Annotated in this window: 14 protein-coding genes; 8 read left to right on the plus strand and 6 right to left on the minus strand. The window is 75.0% G+C overall.

Features of this window, described 5'->3' with window-relative positions; translation table 11 throughout:
• Window positions 1-109: 109 nt before the first annotated feature.
• Window positions 110-2,662, minus strand: a complete 2,553-nt coding sequence (gene pepN / locus ACI79I_RS01135; protein WP_456990212.1) for an aminopeptidase N — start codon at window positions 2,660-2,662, stop codon at window positions 110-112.
• 132 nt (window positions 2,663-2,794) lie between these two features.
• Between pepN and ACI79I_RS01140 the strand changes: the two genes are divergently transcribed.
• Both ACI79I_RS01140 and ACI79I_RS01145 read left to right on the plus strand, forming a co-directional pair.
• Window positions 2,795-3,460, plus strand: a complete 666-nt coding sequence (locus ACI79I_RS01140) for a mycothiol-dependent nitroreductase Rv2466c family protein (RefSeq protein ID WP_456990214.1) — start codon at window positions 2,795-2,797, stop codon at window positions 3,458-3,460.
• 77 nt (window positions 3,461-3,537) lie between these two features.
• A complete protein-coding gene (locus tag ACI79I_RS01145) occupies window positions 3,538-4,293 on the plus strand; it encodes an SDR family oxidoreductase (protein ID WP_456990216.1) in 756 nt (251 codons plus the stop codon).
• Window positions 4,294-4,407: 114 nt separating this feature from the next.
• Here ACI79I_RS01145 and ACI79I_RS01150 read toward each other — a convergent pair whose 3' ends face one another.
• Together ACI79I_RS01150 and ACI79I_RS01155 are read right to left on the minus strand one after the other, a co-directional pair.
• Window positions 4,408-5,190, minus strand: a complete 783-nt coding sequence (locus ACI79I_RS01150) for an MBL fold metallo-hydrolase (RefSeq protein WP_456990218.1) — start codon at window positions 5,188-5,190, stop codon at window positions 4,408-4,410.
• Entirely contained in the window at window positions 5,187-5,861 is a 675-nt protein-coding gene (locus ACI79I_RS01155; RefSeq protein ID WP_456990220.1) for a DUF429 domain-containing protein, read from the minus strand. The genes ACI79I_RS01150 and ACI79I_RS01155 overlap by 4 nt, the downstream gene beginning before the upstream one ends.
• A 26-nt stretch (window positions 5,862-5,887) precedes the next feature.
• On the opposite strand from ACI79I_RS01155, the gene ACI79I_RS01160 reads away from it, so the two are divergent.
• Complete coding sequence (locus ACI79I_RS01160; RefSeq protein WP_456945927.1) at window positions 5,888-6,379, plus strand: ribose-5-phosphate isomerase; 492 nt, start codon at window positions 5,888-5,890, stop codon at window positions 6,377-6,379.
• 76 nt (window positions 6,380-6,455) lie between these two features.
• On the opposite strand, the gene ACI79I_RS01165 is transcribed toward ACI79I_RS01160, so the two are convergent.
• On the minus strand, window positions 6,456-7,697 hold the full coding sequence (locus tag ACI79I_RS01165) for a GNAT family N-acetyltransferase (RefSeq protein ID WP_456990223.1): 1,242 nt from the start codon (window positions 7,695-7,697) through the stop codon (window positions 6,456-6,458).
• 70 nt (window positions 7,698-7,767) lie between these two features.
• Here ACI79I_RS01165 and ACI79I_RS01170 point away from each other — a divergent pair, with 70 nt between their 5' ends.
• A complete protein-coding gene (locus tag ACI79I_RS01170) occupies window positions 7,768-8,121 on the plus strand; it encodes an MmcQ/YjbR family DNA-binding protein (protein WP_456990225.1) in 354 nt (117 codons plus the stop codon).
• Here the strand turns inward: ACI79I_RS01170 and ACI79I_RS01175 are convergent.
• Complete coding sequence (locus ACI79I_RS01175; protein WP_456990227.1) at window positions 8,106-8,750, minus strand: response regulator; 645 nt, start codon at window positions 8,748-8,750, stop codon at window positions 8,106-8,108. The genes ACI79I_RS01170 and ACI79I_RS01175 overlap by 16 nt on opposite strands.
• The gene (locus ACI79I_RS01180; protein WP_456990229.1) at window positions 8,738-10,054 is read right to left on the minus strand and encodes a sensor histidine kinase; all 1,317 of its coding nucleotides are present in this window, start codon (window positions 10,052-10,054) and stop codon (window positions 8,738-8,740) included. Before ACI79I_RS01180 ends, ACI79I_RS01175 begins: the two co-directional genes overlap by 13 nt.
• Window positions 10,055-10,274: 220 nt before the next feature.
• Between ACI79I_RS01180 and ACI79I_RS01185 the strand changes: the two genes are divergently transcribed.
• The 4 genes from ACI79I_RS01185 (at window position 10,275) to ACI79I_RS01200 (ending at window position 14,070) form a co-directional block, all read left to right on the plus strand.
• The gene (locus tag ACI79I_RS01185; RefSeq protein WP_456990231.1) at window positions 10,275-11,924 is read left to right on the plus strand and encodes a hypothetical protein; all 1,650 of its coding nucleotides are present in this window, start codon (window positions 10,275-10,277) and stop codon (window positions 11,922-11,924) included.
• A gap of 69 nt (window positions 11,925-11,993) precedes the next feature.
• On the plus strand, window positions 11,994-12,983 hold the full coding sequence (locus tag ACI79I_RS01190; protein ID WP_456990233.1) for a sigma-70 family RNA polymerase sigma factor: 990 nt from the start codon (window positions 11,994-11,996) through the stop codon (window positions 12,981-12,983).
• 1 nt (window position 12,984) lies between these two features.
• Window positions 12,985-13,212: a toxin-antitoxin system YwqK family antitoxin gene (locus tag ACI79I_RS01195; RefSeq protein ID WP_456990235.1), complete on the plus strand. Its 228-nt coding sequence runs from the start codon at window positions 12,985-12,987 to the stop codon at window positions 13,210-13,212.
• Window positions 13,213-13,233: 21 nt separating this feature from the next.
• The gene (locus tag ACI79I_RS01200) at window positions 13,234-14,070 is read left to right on the plus strand and encodes an alpha/beta fold hydrolase (RefSeq protein WP_456990237.1); all 837 of its coding nucleotides are present in this window, start codon (window positions 13,234-13,236) and stop codon (window positions 14,068-14,070) included.
• Window positions 14,071-14,523: the final 453 nt, after the last annotated feature.

Below are 14,523 nucleotides of genomic sequence, written 5' to 3' on the forward strand. Positions count from 1 at the left end.
CCCACGCCTCGCACGCTCGGCGTGGGGCCCTGCACCAGGGCCGCCCGTCCTCGTCACCCCGGACACGGGAGAGGCCCAGGACCCGTCGGGTCCTGGGCCTCTCGTCCGCTCAGCCGTTCTCGGCGGCGTCCCGTTCCCGGGCACGCAGCGACCGGGCGATCCCGTCCCGGCCCTCGGCGACCAGCCGCCGCAGCGGGGCGGGGTGGTCTTCTGCGGCCAGCCAGGCGTCGGCGGCCTGCACGGTGCGCAGCTCCACCACCGGCGGGAACAGGTACTGCACCGCGTTCTTCGCGATCTCCCCGGGACGGCGGTCCCACAGCGGGCGGATGTCGGCGAAGTAGCGCTCGACGTAGCCGGCGGTCAGCTCCCGCTGGGCCGGGTGCCAGAAGCCCTGCAGCATCGCCTCGTGGACGGCGTTCGGGATGCTGTCGTCGGTCAGGGCCCGCCGCCAGGTCTCCTCCTTGGACTCCGCCGTCGGGCGCAGCGCCCGGGCCGTCGCGGCGCGCCGCTGGCCGGTGGCGGTCGCGTCGCGGGCCTCCTCCGCCGCGATCTCGGCGTCCCCGGCGGCGCCGATGGCGACCAGTCCGTGCAGGAACGCCCAGCGGGCGTCGGCGTCGACCGGCAGCCCCTCGACGACGCGGGAGCCGTCGAGCAGACCACGCAGGACGGCGGCGTGCTCGCCGGTGCGCGCCGCGGTGGCGAAGGTGCGTGACCACTGCAGCTGGGTGTCGCTGCCCGGCTCGGAGGCCTCCAGCGCCGACAGCGCCTTGTCCGCCAGGGCGCGCCAGCCGGTCTCGGCCCAGCGCGGGTCGGCGTAGTTCGCCAGTGCCGTCTGCACGCGGGCCAGCAGCGACTGGACGACGCTGATCTCGGTCTCGGCGTCCACCCCGGCCAGGACCAGCGCCACCCAGTCGCGGGCGGGCAGCTCCGCGTCGCGGGTCATGTCCCAGGCGGCCGACCAGCACAGCGCACGGGGCAGGGATCCCGGGATGGTGCCGATGCTCTCCTTGAGCGTGGCCAGTGAGCGCTCGTCGAGCCGCAGCTTGGCGTAGGTCAGGTCGTCGTCGTTGACCAGGACGAGGTCCGCCGCCGGGTGGCCGACCAGGTCGGGCACCTCGGTCCGCTCCCCGTCGACGTCGAGCTCCACGCGGGTGGTCCGCGTCAGCCCGTCGGGGCCGCGGTCGTAGAGGCCGACGGCCAGCCGGTGGCGGCGCAGCACGGGGTGCTCGGGCACGGCGGTCTGCTCGATCGCGAAGCGGGCGTAGCGGCCGTCGTCGGTCAGCTCGACGACCGGGCGCAGGGTGTTGACCTGGCTGGTCTGCAACCACTGTTCCGCCCACGCCGAGAGGTCGCGGCCGGTGGCCTCCGACAGCGGGTCGAGCAGGTCGGCGAGGGTCGTGTTGCCGTACTCGTGCTTGCGGAAGTACCGGCGGACCCCGGACAGGAACTCGTCACGGCCGACGTAGGCGACCAGCTGCTTGAGCACCGAGGCGCCCTTGGCGTAGGTGATCCCGTCGAAGTTCACCTCGACCGCGGCGACGTCGACCATGTCGGCGGCGATCGGGTGGGTGGAGGGCAGCTGGTCCTGCGCGTAGGCCCACGCCTTCTCGGTGTTGGCGAACGTCGTCCAGGCCGTCGTGTAGTCGGTGGCCTCCGCCTGGCAGAGGGTGGAGATGTAGGTGGCGAAGGACTCGTTGAGCCACAGGTCGTCCCACCAGCGCATGGTCACCAGGTCGCCGAACCACATGTGGGCCAGCTCGTGCAGCACCGTCTCGGCGCGCCGCTCGTAGCGGGCGCGGGTGGCCTTGGAGCGGAAGACGTAGTCCTCGAGGAAGGTGACCGCGCCGGCGTTCTCCATCGCCCCGGCGTTGAACTCGGGTACGAACAGCTGGTCGTACTTGTCGAACGGGTACGGGTAGTCGAACACCCGGTGGTAGAAGTCGAAGCCCTGCTTGGTGACCCGGAACAGCTCCTCCGGGTCGAGGTGCTGGGCCAGCGACGCGCGGCAGTAGAGCCCCAGCGGGATCCCCTCGTGGGAGTCGGTGACCCGCGCGTACGGGCCGGCGATCAGCGCCAGCAGGTAGGTCGACAGCCGCTTCGTCGGCTCGAAGTGCACCAGCTGGGAGCCTGCGGGCCCGGCCTCGACCGTGCGGCCGCCGGTGTTGGATACCACCTCCCAGTCGAACGGCGCGGTCACGTGGACGGTGTAGGTGGCCTTGAGGTCGGGCTGGTCGAAGCAGGTGAACACGCGCTTGGCCTCGGCCGGCTCGAAGTGCGTGTAGAGGTAGACCCGGCCGTCCTCGGGGTCGACGAAGCGGTGCAGCCCCTCGCCGGAGTTGGAGTACCGGCAGTCGGCGACGACGACCAGCGTGTTGTCCGCGGCGAGCTCGGGCAGCGGCAGGCCGCCCTCCTCGGTGTAGGTGCCGACGTCGAGGGGGGTGCCGTTGAGCGTGGCCGAGTGGACGGTCTCGGCGACCAGGTCGATGAAGGTGCTCGCCCCGGGCTCGCGGCAGGTGAACCGCACCGTCGTCGTCGACCCGAAGGTGTGCTCGCCGGGGCGGCCGGCACCGTCGGTCAGGTCGAACTGGACGTCGTAGCTGTCGACCGCCAGCAGCTCGGCGCGGCGGGCGGCGTCATTCCGGGTCAGGTTGGGTACGGCCACGGACGGCAGCTTCCCACGGAGGCCCGACACCACTCCCCGGTGCGCGGGGGCCGGCATCCGGTTGAGGGAACAACCACCATCCGGTCGGGCTTGAGACCGGCGAGAGACGTCCAGCAGCGAGGAGAACCCACCATGACCGAGGCAGTGCAGAGCGCCCCCGTGAAGGCCCGCGTCGACTTCTGGTTCGACCCGCTGTGCCCGTGGGCGTGGCTGACCAGCCGCTGGGTCCTGGAGGCGGCCAAGGTCCGCGAGATCGACCTGCACTGGCACGTCATGTCGCTGGCCGTGCTCAACCGCGGCCGGGACCTGCCGCCGGAGTACCAGGAGATGATGACCAAGGCGATCGGCCCGGTGCGCGTGGCCATCGCCGCCGCCCAGCAGCACGGCGACGAGGTCCTCGGCGACCTCTACACGGCCATGGGCACGCTGCGCCACCACGAGGGCGTCGAGCTCGACGAGCTGATCGCCCCCGCACTGGAGCGGGTCGGCCTGCCCGCGTCGCTGGCCGAGGCCGCCACCTCCACCGAGTACGACGAGGCGCTCGAGAAGAGCCACCACGAGGGCATGGACCCCGTCGGCGACGACGTCGGCACGCCGGTCATGCACATCGACGGCGTGGCGTTCTTCGGCCCGGTGATCAGCAAGGTGCCGACCGGTGAGGACGCCGGCAAGGCCTTCGACGGCGCCGTCCTGCTGGCCAACCTGCCCGACTTCTGGGAGCTCAAGCGCACCCGGCTCTCCGGCCCCGACATGGACTCGGTCCCCGCCGACGCCCTGGAGCTGACCCGCCACAGCTGACGCCGCACCGGGGTGCGGGAGGCGAGGTCTCCTCGCCTCCCGCACTCCGCTGTCCGGCCCTGCGGCATCCTGGGCGGGTGCCGCACCCCGTTCGCCAGCGCATCCTGATCACCGGCGCCAGCTCCGGCCTCGGCGAGGGCATGGCCCGCCGGTTCGCCGCGAAGGGCCGCGACCTCGCACTCGCCGCCCGCCGCACCGACCGGCTCGACGCCCTCCGCGACGAGCTGCTCGCGGCACACCCCGGCATCCGGGTGGTCACCGCCGAGCTGGACGTCGACGACGCCACGGCGGTCGAGAAGGTGGTCCCCGACCTGGCCGGCCGGCTCGGCGGCATCGACCGGTTCATTGCCAACGCCGGCATCGGCAAGGGCGCGGCGGTGGGCACCGGCCGGGCCTGGGCGAACCGGGCCACGCTGTTCACCAACGTGCTCGGCACCCACGCCCAGTGCGAGGCGGCGGTGGAGCTGTTCCGCGCGCAGGGCGCCGGCCACCTCGTCGTCATCTCCTCGGTCGCCTCGGTCCGCGGCATGCACGGCACCCGGACCTCGTACGGCGCGAGCAAGGCCGCGCTCAACTCCCTGGCCGAGGGGATCCGCGCCGACCTGCTCGGCACCGGCATCCGCGTCACCACGGTCCTGCCCGGCTACATCGCCACCGACATCAACGTCGGCCGTCGCGGCCCGTTCACCGTCGGTCTCGACCGCGGCGTCGACGCCCTCACCGCGGCGATCGAGCGGGAGCCGGCGCGGGCCTACGTCCCGGAGTGGCCGTGGCGGCCGGTGTCCGCGGCGCTGCGGGTGCTGCCGCTGCCCGTCGTCCGCCGGCTCACCTGACGAAGGACCCCTCTGCTCCCCACCGTGGGAGGACCCCGTCCTCCTCACGTCTCGCCCGCTCGGCGCGAGCCTCGGGACGGGGCCGGCGGCGGGACCCGGCAGAGGGGCCGTGTCTCATCCGCCCCTCGCACGCTCGGGACCGATCCGACCGGCGGCGGTGCGCATCGTCGCCTCGTCGTAGGGCCCGGCGGTCGGCCGGCCGGCCCGGACGGCGGCCAGCACCGCCAGCAGCTCCTCCCGCTGCGCGCCCACGAAGGCCGCGTCCACGACCGCCCCGTGCCCCGGGACGACCGGGCCCCGCGCCAGCGCGTGCAGCCGGCCGAGGGTCGCGGGCCACTCGGCAGGGAAGGCGTCCTCGAACGCCGGGGGCGCACCCTCCTCGACGAGGTCGCCGGCGAACACGATCCCGTCCTCGACCTCCACCACCAGGTCCGAGTCGGTGTGCCCGCGGCCCAGGAACCGCAGCACCACCTCGCGGCCGCCGACGTCCAGGACCGCGGCGTCGTCGACCACGGCGTCCGGTGGGTCCAGCGGGGCCTGCCGCACCCGCTCGGCCGAGGCCGGGTCCCCTTCGGCCAGCAGCTCGGCCACCCGCGCGGCGCGCTGCGCCTCGCCGGTGGCGCGGAGGGCGGCCGCGCACCCGCGCGCCCCCCAGATCGTCGCCGGGCGGAATGCGGCGTTGCCGAAGCAGTGGTCGTAGTGGGCGTGGGTGTCCACCACCGTCCAGGGGGACGCCGTGACCCGGCGGACGGCGGCGATCAGGTCGGCGGCCTCGCCGAGGTCCGAGCGGGTGTCGACGACGAGGCAGGCACCCTCGCCCACGACCAGCCCGCAGTTGAGGTCCAGGGACTCGTGCCGCCGGACGAACACCCCGTCGGCGACCTCCTCGAACCTCACCAGCAGATCCGCATCGGCCGGCCGCGGGCGTCGCGGGTGCCGTCGCCGACGCACTCCGCGGTCCCCTCGGCGATCCGCCGGGCCGACCAGGCGGCCGCGCACGCGTCCAGCGCGTCGACCACAGGGACGCCGGCCGGGGCGTCGGCGAGCGCGTCCAGAACGTCCATGACCGGTCCCAGGGCGCGGATCCGCTGCGCGTGGCCGCGCGCGCTCGACTTGGGGTCGTGGACACGCGGGTCCAGCTCGCGGAACGCCAGCTCGGGGTGCACCTCGACGACGCGGTCGGGAGGAGGGTCGCCCAGCGCGCCGTCGAGGGCCGCGATCGAGCGGACGAGCTGGAAGGACTGCGCCGACAGCGACCGACCGGCGGTCGCCTCGACGGAGATCCGCCGCGCGTCGGCGTGGTCCCGGGCGGCGAGCACCGCGCGCACCGGGGCGGGGAACACCGAGCCGGCCGCACCGCGCCCGCGCAACGCGGACCGGGCGGCCACGTCGCAGGCGCGGACACCGTCGTCCGACAGGCCGATCGGCATGTCGATGCCGACCACCTCGACGTCGGGCACGGCGAGGACGGCGGCGGCGTCGGGGAGCACGGTGAGCTCCACGCGGCGCCCGTCGAGCCGCGCGCCGACCCACTGCCCGCGCCAGCCGTCGACCCCCAGCACCGCCACCCCGGCAGCCTGACAGACTCCCCGCCATGCGCGTCTTCGTCGGGACCGACCACGCCGGGCTGGAGTTCAAGGAGCACCTCAAGCAGGCGCTCGCCGACGCCGGGTACGAGCCGGTCGACTGCGGGGCCTACGAGTACGACGCCCAGGACGACTACCCGCCGTACTGCTTCGAGGTGGGCGAGCGGACGGTCGTGGAGCCGGGCAGCCTCGGCGTGGTGATCGGCGGCTCGGGCAACGGCGAGCAGATCGCGGCCAACAAGGTGCCCGGCGTGCGGGCGGCGCTGGTGTGGAACCGGGAGACCGCCGAGCTGGCCCGCCAGCACAACGACGCCAACGTGGTCTCCATCGGCGCCCGCCAGCACAGCGTCGAGGAGGCCACCGAGCTGGTGCTGACCTTCCTCGCCACGCCGTTCAGCGGCGACGAGCGGCACGCCCGCCGCATCGGGCTGGTGACCGACTACGAGCAGAACCGGCGCCGCCCGGCCGGCGGCCTGCCCACCCGCGAGGAGCCGGTCTAGCCGCTGGACGGCCCGAGCGGCCCCGCTGCAGGGGCCCGCCGGGAGCGGAGCGAGTGGTGGGGGCAGCGGGGTCCTCCTAGAACTCGTCCGGGCACCACGGGCTGACCGGCCAGCGGAACGCCGTCGCGGCCAGCGTGACCGCCCCCGGGCTGACCTCGGTGACCCGGCCGGCCGCCTGCAGCGTCGCCAGCGACGTCCCGCCCAGGTAGGCGGCGGCCAGCGCCTCCACGTCCACGACCAGGTCGGGGTCGCTGTCGGTCGGCGCGCAGAAGCCCCCGGACGGGCCGGCGGTCAGCGCCCAGCGCCCGTCGTTCCACGGGCAGAAGGCGTCCCGGACCTCGAACACCAGGTTGATCGGCGTCGGGTAGCGGCGGGCGGCCAGGGCGCGGCCGACGTCGACCAGGCGCACCCACAGCGCGTCGGCCGGCCGGGCGTGCAGCGCCCGCGGGTCGGCGAGCAGGTGGCGCAGCGGGTCGTCGTCCGGCTGGGACGGCGCCTTCACCGTGCGGACCAGGTCGATCGACGTCAGGAAGCGCCAGAGCGCGGCGTAGGCCGGCGTGCTCGTGCTGCGGACCTCCTCCACGGTGAGCGTGCCGTCGGCCTCGCTGTCGTCGGTCCAGGCCGCCTTCACCCGGTAGGCCGCGTAGCCGGTGACCGTGCCGTCGGGCTCGGTGTGCAGCACGTACCGCCGCTCGGTGGCGCCCCGGCGCTCGTCGGGGTCGTCGCGCAGCGCGCGGTCCCACCACCGGTCGTCGCGCGCCAGGTTGCCCGGGACGAGCCGGCGCACCCGGTCGTGCAGGCCCACCGCGGCGGCCCGGTACTCCGCGACGGGCACCAGGTCGACCCGTCCCTCGCCGACGTCCAGGCCGGGCCGCAGCCGCAGCCGGTCGACGGTGCCGGAGAGGTTGCCCCGCCAGGTGGCCGGCGCGTACCCGAACCGGCCGTAGATCGAGCCCTCCGACGCCCACAGCGCGGCCACCGGCTCCCGGCCCTGCTCGTGCACCTCGGTCAGCTGGCGCCGCATGATCGCCGTCAGCACGCCGCGCCGCCGGTGGGTGGGGGAGACGGTCACCCAGGTCACCGCGGCGCACGGCACGACCGCGCCGGGCACGGTCAGCTCGCGGCTGTAGATCCCCGACGTCGCGACCACCCGGTCGCCCTCCCACAGGCCCAGGGTGCGGTCCAGCTCGGCGTGCGCGGGGACGGCGTCGACGAAGGACCGGGGCGCCGGCTCGGCGAAGACGTCGAAGAGGGCGCGGCTGAACGCCGGCCACTCCTCGGCGGTGGCGGGGCGCAGGGCGTCGGCGAGATCGGTCACCCGGGTCTGTCTACCGGCACCCTCCGACGGTGTGCGAACCGGTTGTCGGTCCCCGGTGCCACCCTGCGCCATGGCCGCCACCCCGGACGACGTCCGCGCCGTCGTCCTCGCCCTGCCCGAGACCACCGAGCGCCCGGCCTGGGACATGGCGTGCCTGCGCGTGCGGGAAAGGATCTTCGCCTCGATGCCGCCGGAGGAGACGTGGGTGGCCATCCCGTTGGCCGAGGGCGAGAACCGCGCGCTGGCCGCCGAGCGGCCCGCCGTCTTCTCCGTGCCGCACCACTACCGCAACTCCACGATGGTCGTCGTCGACCTGGCCGCGGCCGACCGTGGGGAGCTCGCCGAGCTGCTCACCGGGGCGTGGCGGCTGCGGGCGCCGGCCCGCCTGCGCGCGGAGTTCGACTCGGTTCAGGAGCGCAGGTAGGCCAGGGTCGCCATCACCCGGCGGTGCTGGTCCTCGTCCTGGTTGAGGCCGAGCTTGGCGAAGATCCGCTGGGTGTGCTTCTCCACGGCGCCCTCGGTCACCACCAGCCGCCGGGCGATCGCGCTGTTCGAGGAGCCCTCCGCGATCAGGCCGAGGACCTCGCGCTCCCGCGGGGTCAGCCGGCGCACCGGGTCGTCGGCCCGGCGGCGGGCGAACAGCTGGGCCACCACCTGGGGGTCGAGCACGGTGCCCCCGGCGACGACGTCGGTCAGGGCGCCCAGGAACGAGTCGAGGTCGGTGACCCGGTCCTTGAGCAGGTAGCCCACGCCGCCGCGGCCGTCGGCGAGCAGCTCGTCGGCGTAGGCCACCTCGACGTACTGCGAGAGCACGAGGACCGCCGTCCCGGGGACGCCGGCGCGGGCCTCCACCGCGGCCCGCAGCCCCTCGTCGGTGTGCGTGGGTGGCATGCGGACGTCGACCACGGCGACGTCCGGGCGGTGGTCGGCCACCGCCCGGACCAGCGAGGGGCCGTCGCCCACGGCGGCGACCACCTCGCAGCCCTCGTCCTCGAGCAGCCGCACCAGGCCCTCCCGGAGGAGCACCGAGTCGTCGGCGATCACGACCCGCACGGCAGCTCCGCCACCAGCCGGGTGGGTCCCCCGCGCGGGCTGTCCACGGTCAGGACGCCGTCCACCGCGCGCAGCCGGTCGGCCAGCCCGGACAGGCCGTGCCCCTGGGCGAGCACCGCGCCACCGGTGCCGTCGTCCTCGACGGTGACCCGCAGCGCCGGCCCGGCCGCCACGACGACGACCTGGCAGGTGGTGGCGCTGCTGTGCTTGGCCACGTTGGCCAGGGCCTCGCTCACCACGAAGTAGGCGGTGTTCTCGACCGCGGGCGCCAGTCGCTGCTCGGGCAGGTCGACGGAGAGCTCGACCGGCACCGGCGAGCGGGCCGCGATCGCGGCGAGCGCGGCGGCCAGGCCGCGGTCGGCGAGCACCGGCGGCGCGATGCCACGGGAGAGGGCGCGCAGCTCCTCCAGCGCCTCCTTGGCCAGGCCGGCGGCCTCGCCCAGGGTCGCGCGGGCCGCGGCCGGGTCGCGGTCGAGCTGCCGCTGCGCGCGGGAGAGGTCCATGCCGAGCCGGACCAGGTACTGCTGCGGCCCGTCGTGGATGTCCCGCTCGAGCCGGCGCAGCGCCACCGCCTCGGCGGCGACGGCGGCGTCGCGGCCCTCGGAGAGCCGGCCGATCTCGGCCTGCGTGGCGGCGCGGGAGGTCAGCAGCGCCCGTCCGATCTGCGCCTGCAGCACCGCGACGGCGCGGACGGCGAGGGGCAGCAGCAGCGCGAACACGACGCCGATCCCCGCGTACAGGAGGGTCCGGCGCACCAGCGTGGACTCGAAGCCGAGCAGTTCGAGCAGGTCGGTGTTGTCCGGGTCGGCGGAGGCGTCGGGCAGCGCCCAGTCCCAGAGGCCGTACGTCAGGCCGCCGAGCGCCACCGCCCAGAACGTCACCGTGACGACGAAGCCCAGGATCGCGAAGGGGAACCGGACCAGCGCATGCAGGGCGTCCAGCCAGCACTGCGGGTCGCGCAGCGGCGTGGTCAGCCGGCGCACCGCCCGTCCCTCGGCGCGGCGGTAGGCCGGGCGGGGCAGCGGGGCGCCGAGCACCGCGGGCAACCAGGACCGTTCGGCAGTGGCCAGCCCGCGAGCGGCGACCAGGGTGCCGGCGAGGACGGCGACGCCGATCCACACGACCAGCAGCCCGGTGCCGGCGGCCAGCCCGGTGACGACCAGGACGAAGGCGGCGATGCCGAGGGGGAAGGCGAGCAGCGAGTAGCCGGTGTCGACGCCCAGCTGGCGCAGCCGGCCGGACGGGCGGCCCGGGGCGCTCGAGGTCGGGGACACGGTCGGCAGGACGGCGGTGTCGGTGGTCATGCCGTCGAGCCTGGCCGCGGGAGGGGGCCAGACCCATCCCGCCAGCCGGTCGATCGGGTGTCGGGCTGGCCCGACAGGAGTGCGCTGGTCATGTCGGGGCCGATGCTCGTGGCGCGGCGGGACCGGTGTCCAGCACCCCGCCCCGTTAGGGTCCCGACAGCCGGGCGCGCCGTCGACGTCGCGTCCCCGCGCGACCGCACGCCCGGCGGGGGAGGGAGCCGTGCGCTCCAAGGCCGTGCCGATCGTCCTGGCCGCAGCGCTGCTCGCCGGCGGCTGCAGCTCTTTCACCGACGACACCGAGGCCGACGCGGAGGAGTCGCTGGGAGCGACGACGTCGGTCCCCGACGCCCGGCTCACCCTGGTCGCCGACGAGGACCCGGTCGCCTCGGCCGCGTCGGCCAGCCGCGCGCTCTTCGACACCGCCGAGGTCGTCGTCGTGGCCCGGGACGGCGACGACGCCGGCACGCTGCTGGGCGCCTCCGCTGCCGCGGGTCTCGGCGTCCCGCTGCTGCTGCAGCCGGCCGACGGCGGAGCGGCCGACGCCCTCACCGCCGAGCTGGACCGCCTGGGTGCCACGACCGTGCTCGCCGTGGGCGAGGCCGACGGGCTCGGCGAGGGCGGGCCCGAGGTGGTCGCCGTCCCGGCCGCTGCGGAGTCGGTCGCCGAGGCCACGGGCCTCGACCTCGCCGAGACGCAGGAGGTGGACGCCGACGCCGCGGCCGAGGCGGTCGCCGGGCTGGACCCGGACGCCCCGGTCGCGCTGCAGCCGCCGGGGGACACCCCTGCCGCGGACGACGGTGTCGAGGCCCTGCCCGGCGTCGAGCGCGCCGAGCCGCTCGAGGGCACCCTGGTGCTGGCCACCGGGACGCCGGAGTCGGTGGCCGGGATCGCCACCGCCCGGGCCGCCGGCGCGCGGGTGCAGTTCACCGGCGGCGCGACCGACCCGCGGGCCTCGGAGGAGCTGGTCGACCTGATGGCCGACTCGCCGCCGGACGCGGTCGTGGCCCTGGGCACGGGGTTCGCCGCGGAGGACGGCCTGGAGTGGAAGCTCGACACCGCGGCCACCGGCACCCAGCTGCCCGGCGGTGGCCAGGTGCTGTTCCCGGAGCACTTCCTCGTCGCGCTCTACGGGCACCCGGGCAGCGGCGCGCTGGGCGTCCTCGGCGAGCAGGACGCCGCGGCCTCGGTGGAGCGGGCCCGTGAGCACGCGGCGCCGTACGAGGCGCTGGTGACCGACGCGACCGTCGTCCCGGCCTTCGAGATCATCGCGACGGTGGCCTCGGAGTTCGCCGGCCCCGACGGCAACTACTCCACCGAGGTGCCTGCCGAGGACCTGCGGCCGTGGGTGGAGGCGGCGGGGGAGGCGGGGCTCTACGTCGTCATCGACCTGCAGCCCGGCCGCACCGACTTCGTCGCCCAGGCCGAGCAGTACCGCTCCCTGCTGGAACTGCCCCACGTCGGGCTCGCGCTGGACCCGGAGTGGCGGCTGGCGCCGGGGCAGGTGCACCTGACCCAGATCGGGTCGGTGTCGATCGACGAGGTGAACAGAGTGGTGACCTGGCTCGCCGACCTCACCCGCGAGAACGCGCTGCCGCAGAAGCTGCTGGTGCTGCACCAGTTCCAGGTGCGGATGATCCCCGAGCGCGAGCGGCTGGACACCTCCCGCGACGAGCTGGCGGTGATGGTGCACGCGGACGGCCAGGGGGGTCAGGGGGACAAGCAGGCGACCTGGCGCACGCTCCGGCAGACGAACCCGGACGCCGTGTACTGGGGCTGGAAGAACTTCTACGACGAGGACGCCCCGATGCTCAGCCCCGAGGAGACGATCGCGCAGGTCAGCCCCCGACCCCAGCTGATCAGCTACCAGTAGGGCGCGACCCCTCCCGTTCCGTCGGTGCCCTGTGGTCTGCTGTCGCGGCCGTCGAGACGAGGAGGAGACGTGACCGTCGTCAGCGAGGAGCTCGACCCCCGCTTGCTGGAGCACCGGCGGGAGCTCACCGGCTACTGCTACCGGATGCTGGGCTCGGCGTTCGACGCCGACGACGCCGTCCAGGAGACGATGGTCCGCGCCTGGCGGGGGCTGGCGGACTTCGAGGGGCGGTCGGCGCTGCGGTCGTGGCTGTACCGCATCGCCACCAACGTCTGCCTCGACCAGCTCTCGGGTCGGCAGCGCCGCGCCCTGCCCATGGACCTCTCCGGGTCACCGTGGCAGCCGGTGGAGGCGTCCCTCGCCGCGCGGAAGCCGGCGACGGCGTGGGTGGAGCCGGTGCTCGACCGCCAGGTGGTCGCCGAGGACGCCGACCCCGCCGAGCAGGCGGTGCAGCGCGAGTCGATCCGGCTGGCCTTCGTCGCCGCCTTGCAGCACCTGCCGCCGCGGCAGCGCGCCGTCCTGCTGCTCCGCGAGGTGCTGCGCTGGAAGGCCGACGAGGTGGCCACGCTGCTGGACACCACGGTCGCCTCGGTCAACAGCGCGCTGCAGCGGGCCCGTGCCACGCTGGCCGAGGTCGGCGGGGAGATCGGCCCCCAGCCGCTGGACGACGACGAGCGCGACCTGCTCGACCGCTACGTCGACGCCTTCGAGCGCTACGACATCGACGCCTTCGTCGCGCTGCTCCACGAGGACGCCACCCAGCACATGCCGCCGTTCGAGATGTGGCTCAAGGGGCCGGCCGACATCGGCACCTGGATGCTCGGGCCGGGCTCGAAGTGCGAGGGGTCTCGGGTGCTGCCGACGCGGGCCAACGGCGCGCCGGCGTTCGCCCAGTACCGGCCGCGGCCAGGGGGTGGTCACGAGCCGTGGGCGCTGCACGTGCTCGAGGTGCGCGAGGGCCGCATCGCCCACATCTCGAGCTTCCTCGACCTCGACAACGACCTCTTCCGCCGGCTGGGCCTGCCCGTCGAGCCGGCTGACGCCGCCCGGACGCCCTGACGTGCCGCAGACCGAGTTCACCGAGGGGTTCCACGAGGAGTTCCACCGCAACGGCTCCCTGCGTGCCCGCGGCCCGGTCGTCGACGGTCGGCCGCACGGGTACTGGGAGTGGTTCCGGCTCGACGGCACCACACTCCGGTCGGGCTCCTTCGACCGGGGCCGCGAGGTCGGCGAGTGGACCACCTACGACAAGTCGGGCGCTCCCTACAAGGTGACCGATCGGGGCTGATCGGAGGTCGAGGTGGCTGACGTGGCCGACCCCACCGCAACGGAGACCGGGTACGCGCCGGTCAACGGGCTGCGGATGTACTACGAGGTCCACGGCGACCTCCGAGACCCGGACGACGTGCCGGTGCTGCTGCTCCACGGCGCCTACATGTCGACCGGTGACTTCGGGCCGTTGCTGTCCGACCTGGTCGCCGGACGGCAGGTCGTCGTGTGCGACCTGCAGGCCCACGGTCGGACGACGGACGCCGACCGGCCGATCACCTACGAGGGGCTCGCCGACGACGCGGCCGCCCTGCTCGGCCACCTCGGGGTCGCCCGGGCCGACGTCGTGGGCTACAGCATGGGCGGGGCTGCAGCGCTGCAGGTCGGCATCCGCCACCCCGGCGTCGTCCGCCGGCTGGTGGTGATCTCGGCGTCCTACACCTGGGACGGGATGCAGCCCGAACTGGCCGCGATGATCCCGTCGATCACGCCCGAGGCATTCGCCGGCTCCCCGCTGGAGGCCGGTTACCGCGCGATCGCCCCGGACCCCGACGCCTTCCCCGTCCTGGTGGAGAAGCTGAAGACCCTCGACATGACGCCGTTCGCGTGGCCGGCCGAGGACGTGCGGGGGATCCCCGCGCCCACGATGGTCGTCGTCGGGGACGCCGACGCGATCACCCTCGAGCACGCCGTGGAGCTGTTCCGGCTGCTCGGCGGCGGGGCGATGGGCGACCTGGCCGGACTCTCCCGGGCGCGGCTGGCGGTGCTGCCCGGCACGACCCACTTCATGCCCGAGGGCAGCGGCGTCCTCGACCGCTGGGAGTGGCTCCGGCCGATGCTGACCGAGTTCCTCGACGCGCCGGACCCCGCCGGCTGACGGCGGTCGACCCTCGTGGCCCGCTCGGGAGGCCAGGTTCCCTGGCGTCCCTCTCGGCTGGTCAGGGGGTCCTCCGCCCTGCGTCGTGGCTTCAGCGCGCCGTTGTTCACCAGCGGCATCGCGGGGCTGGGCGTCGACCCATCGCCACGGTAGTCCTCCCTTCGCGTCGGTGCCCACGGTCGGCGCAGGCCGGCCACATCGCGCCCGGCACCGCAGGACGGGCAGAGGTCTCGGGCAGGCGTGCCACGCGGCGGCGACGCGCCACGACCGGGACGGGGCGCGGCCGGTGCACTGCCGGACGGGGTCACCTGGTCGGCCGGTCGCAGCCGGGTCAGTCAGTCCGCTGCTCCGGTCCGGTCGCGCCTGGACCACGGTCATCCGCCATCCGTGCCGGTTGGCGAGGGCGATCACGCGCATGCCGGGGAGATCGCACCCGGTCGGCCTGTCCACGTC

It is taken from the genome of Geodermatophilus sp. SYSU D01105 (assembly GCF_054050095.1).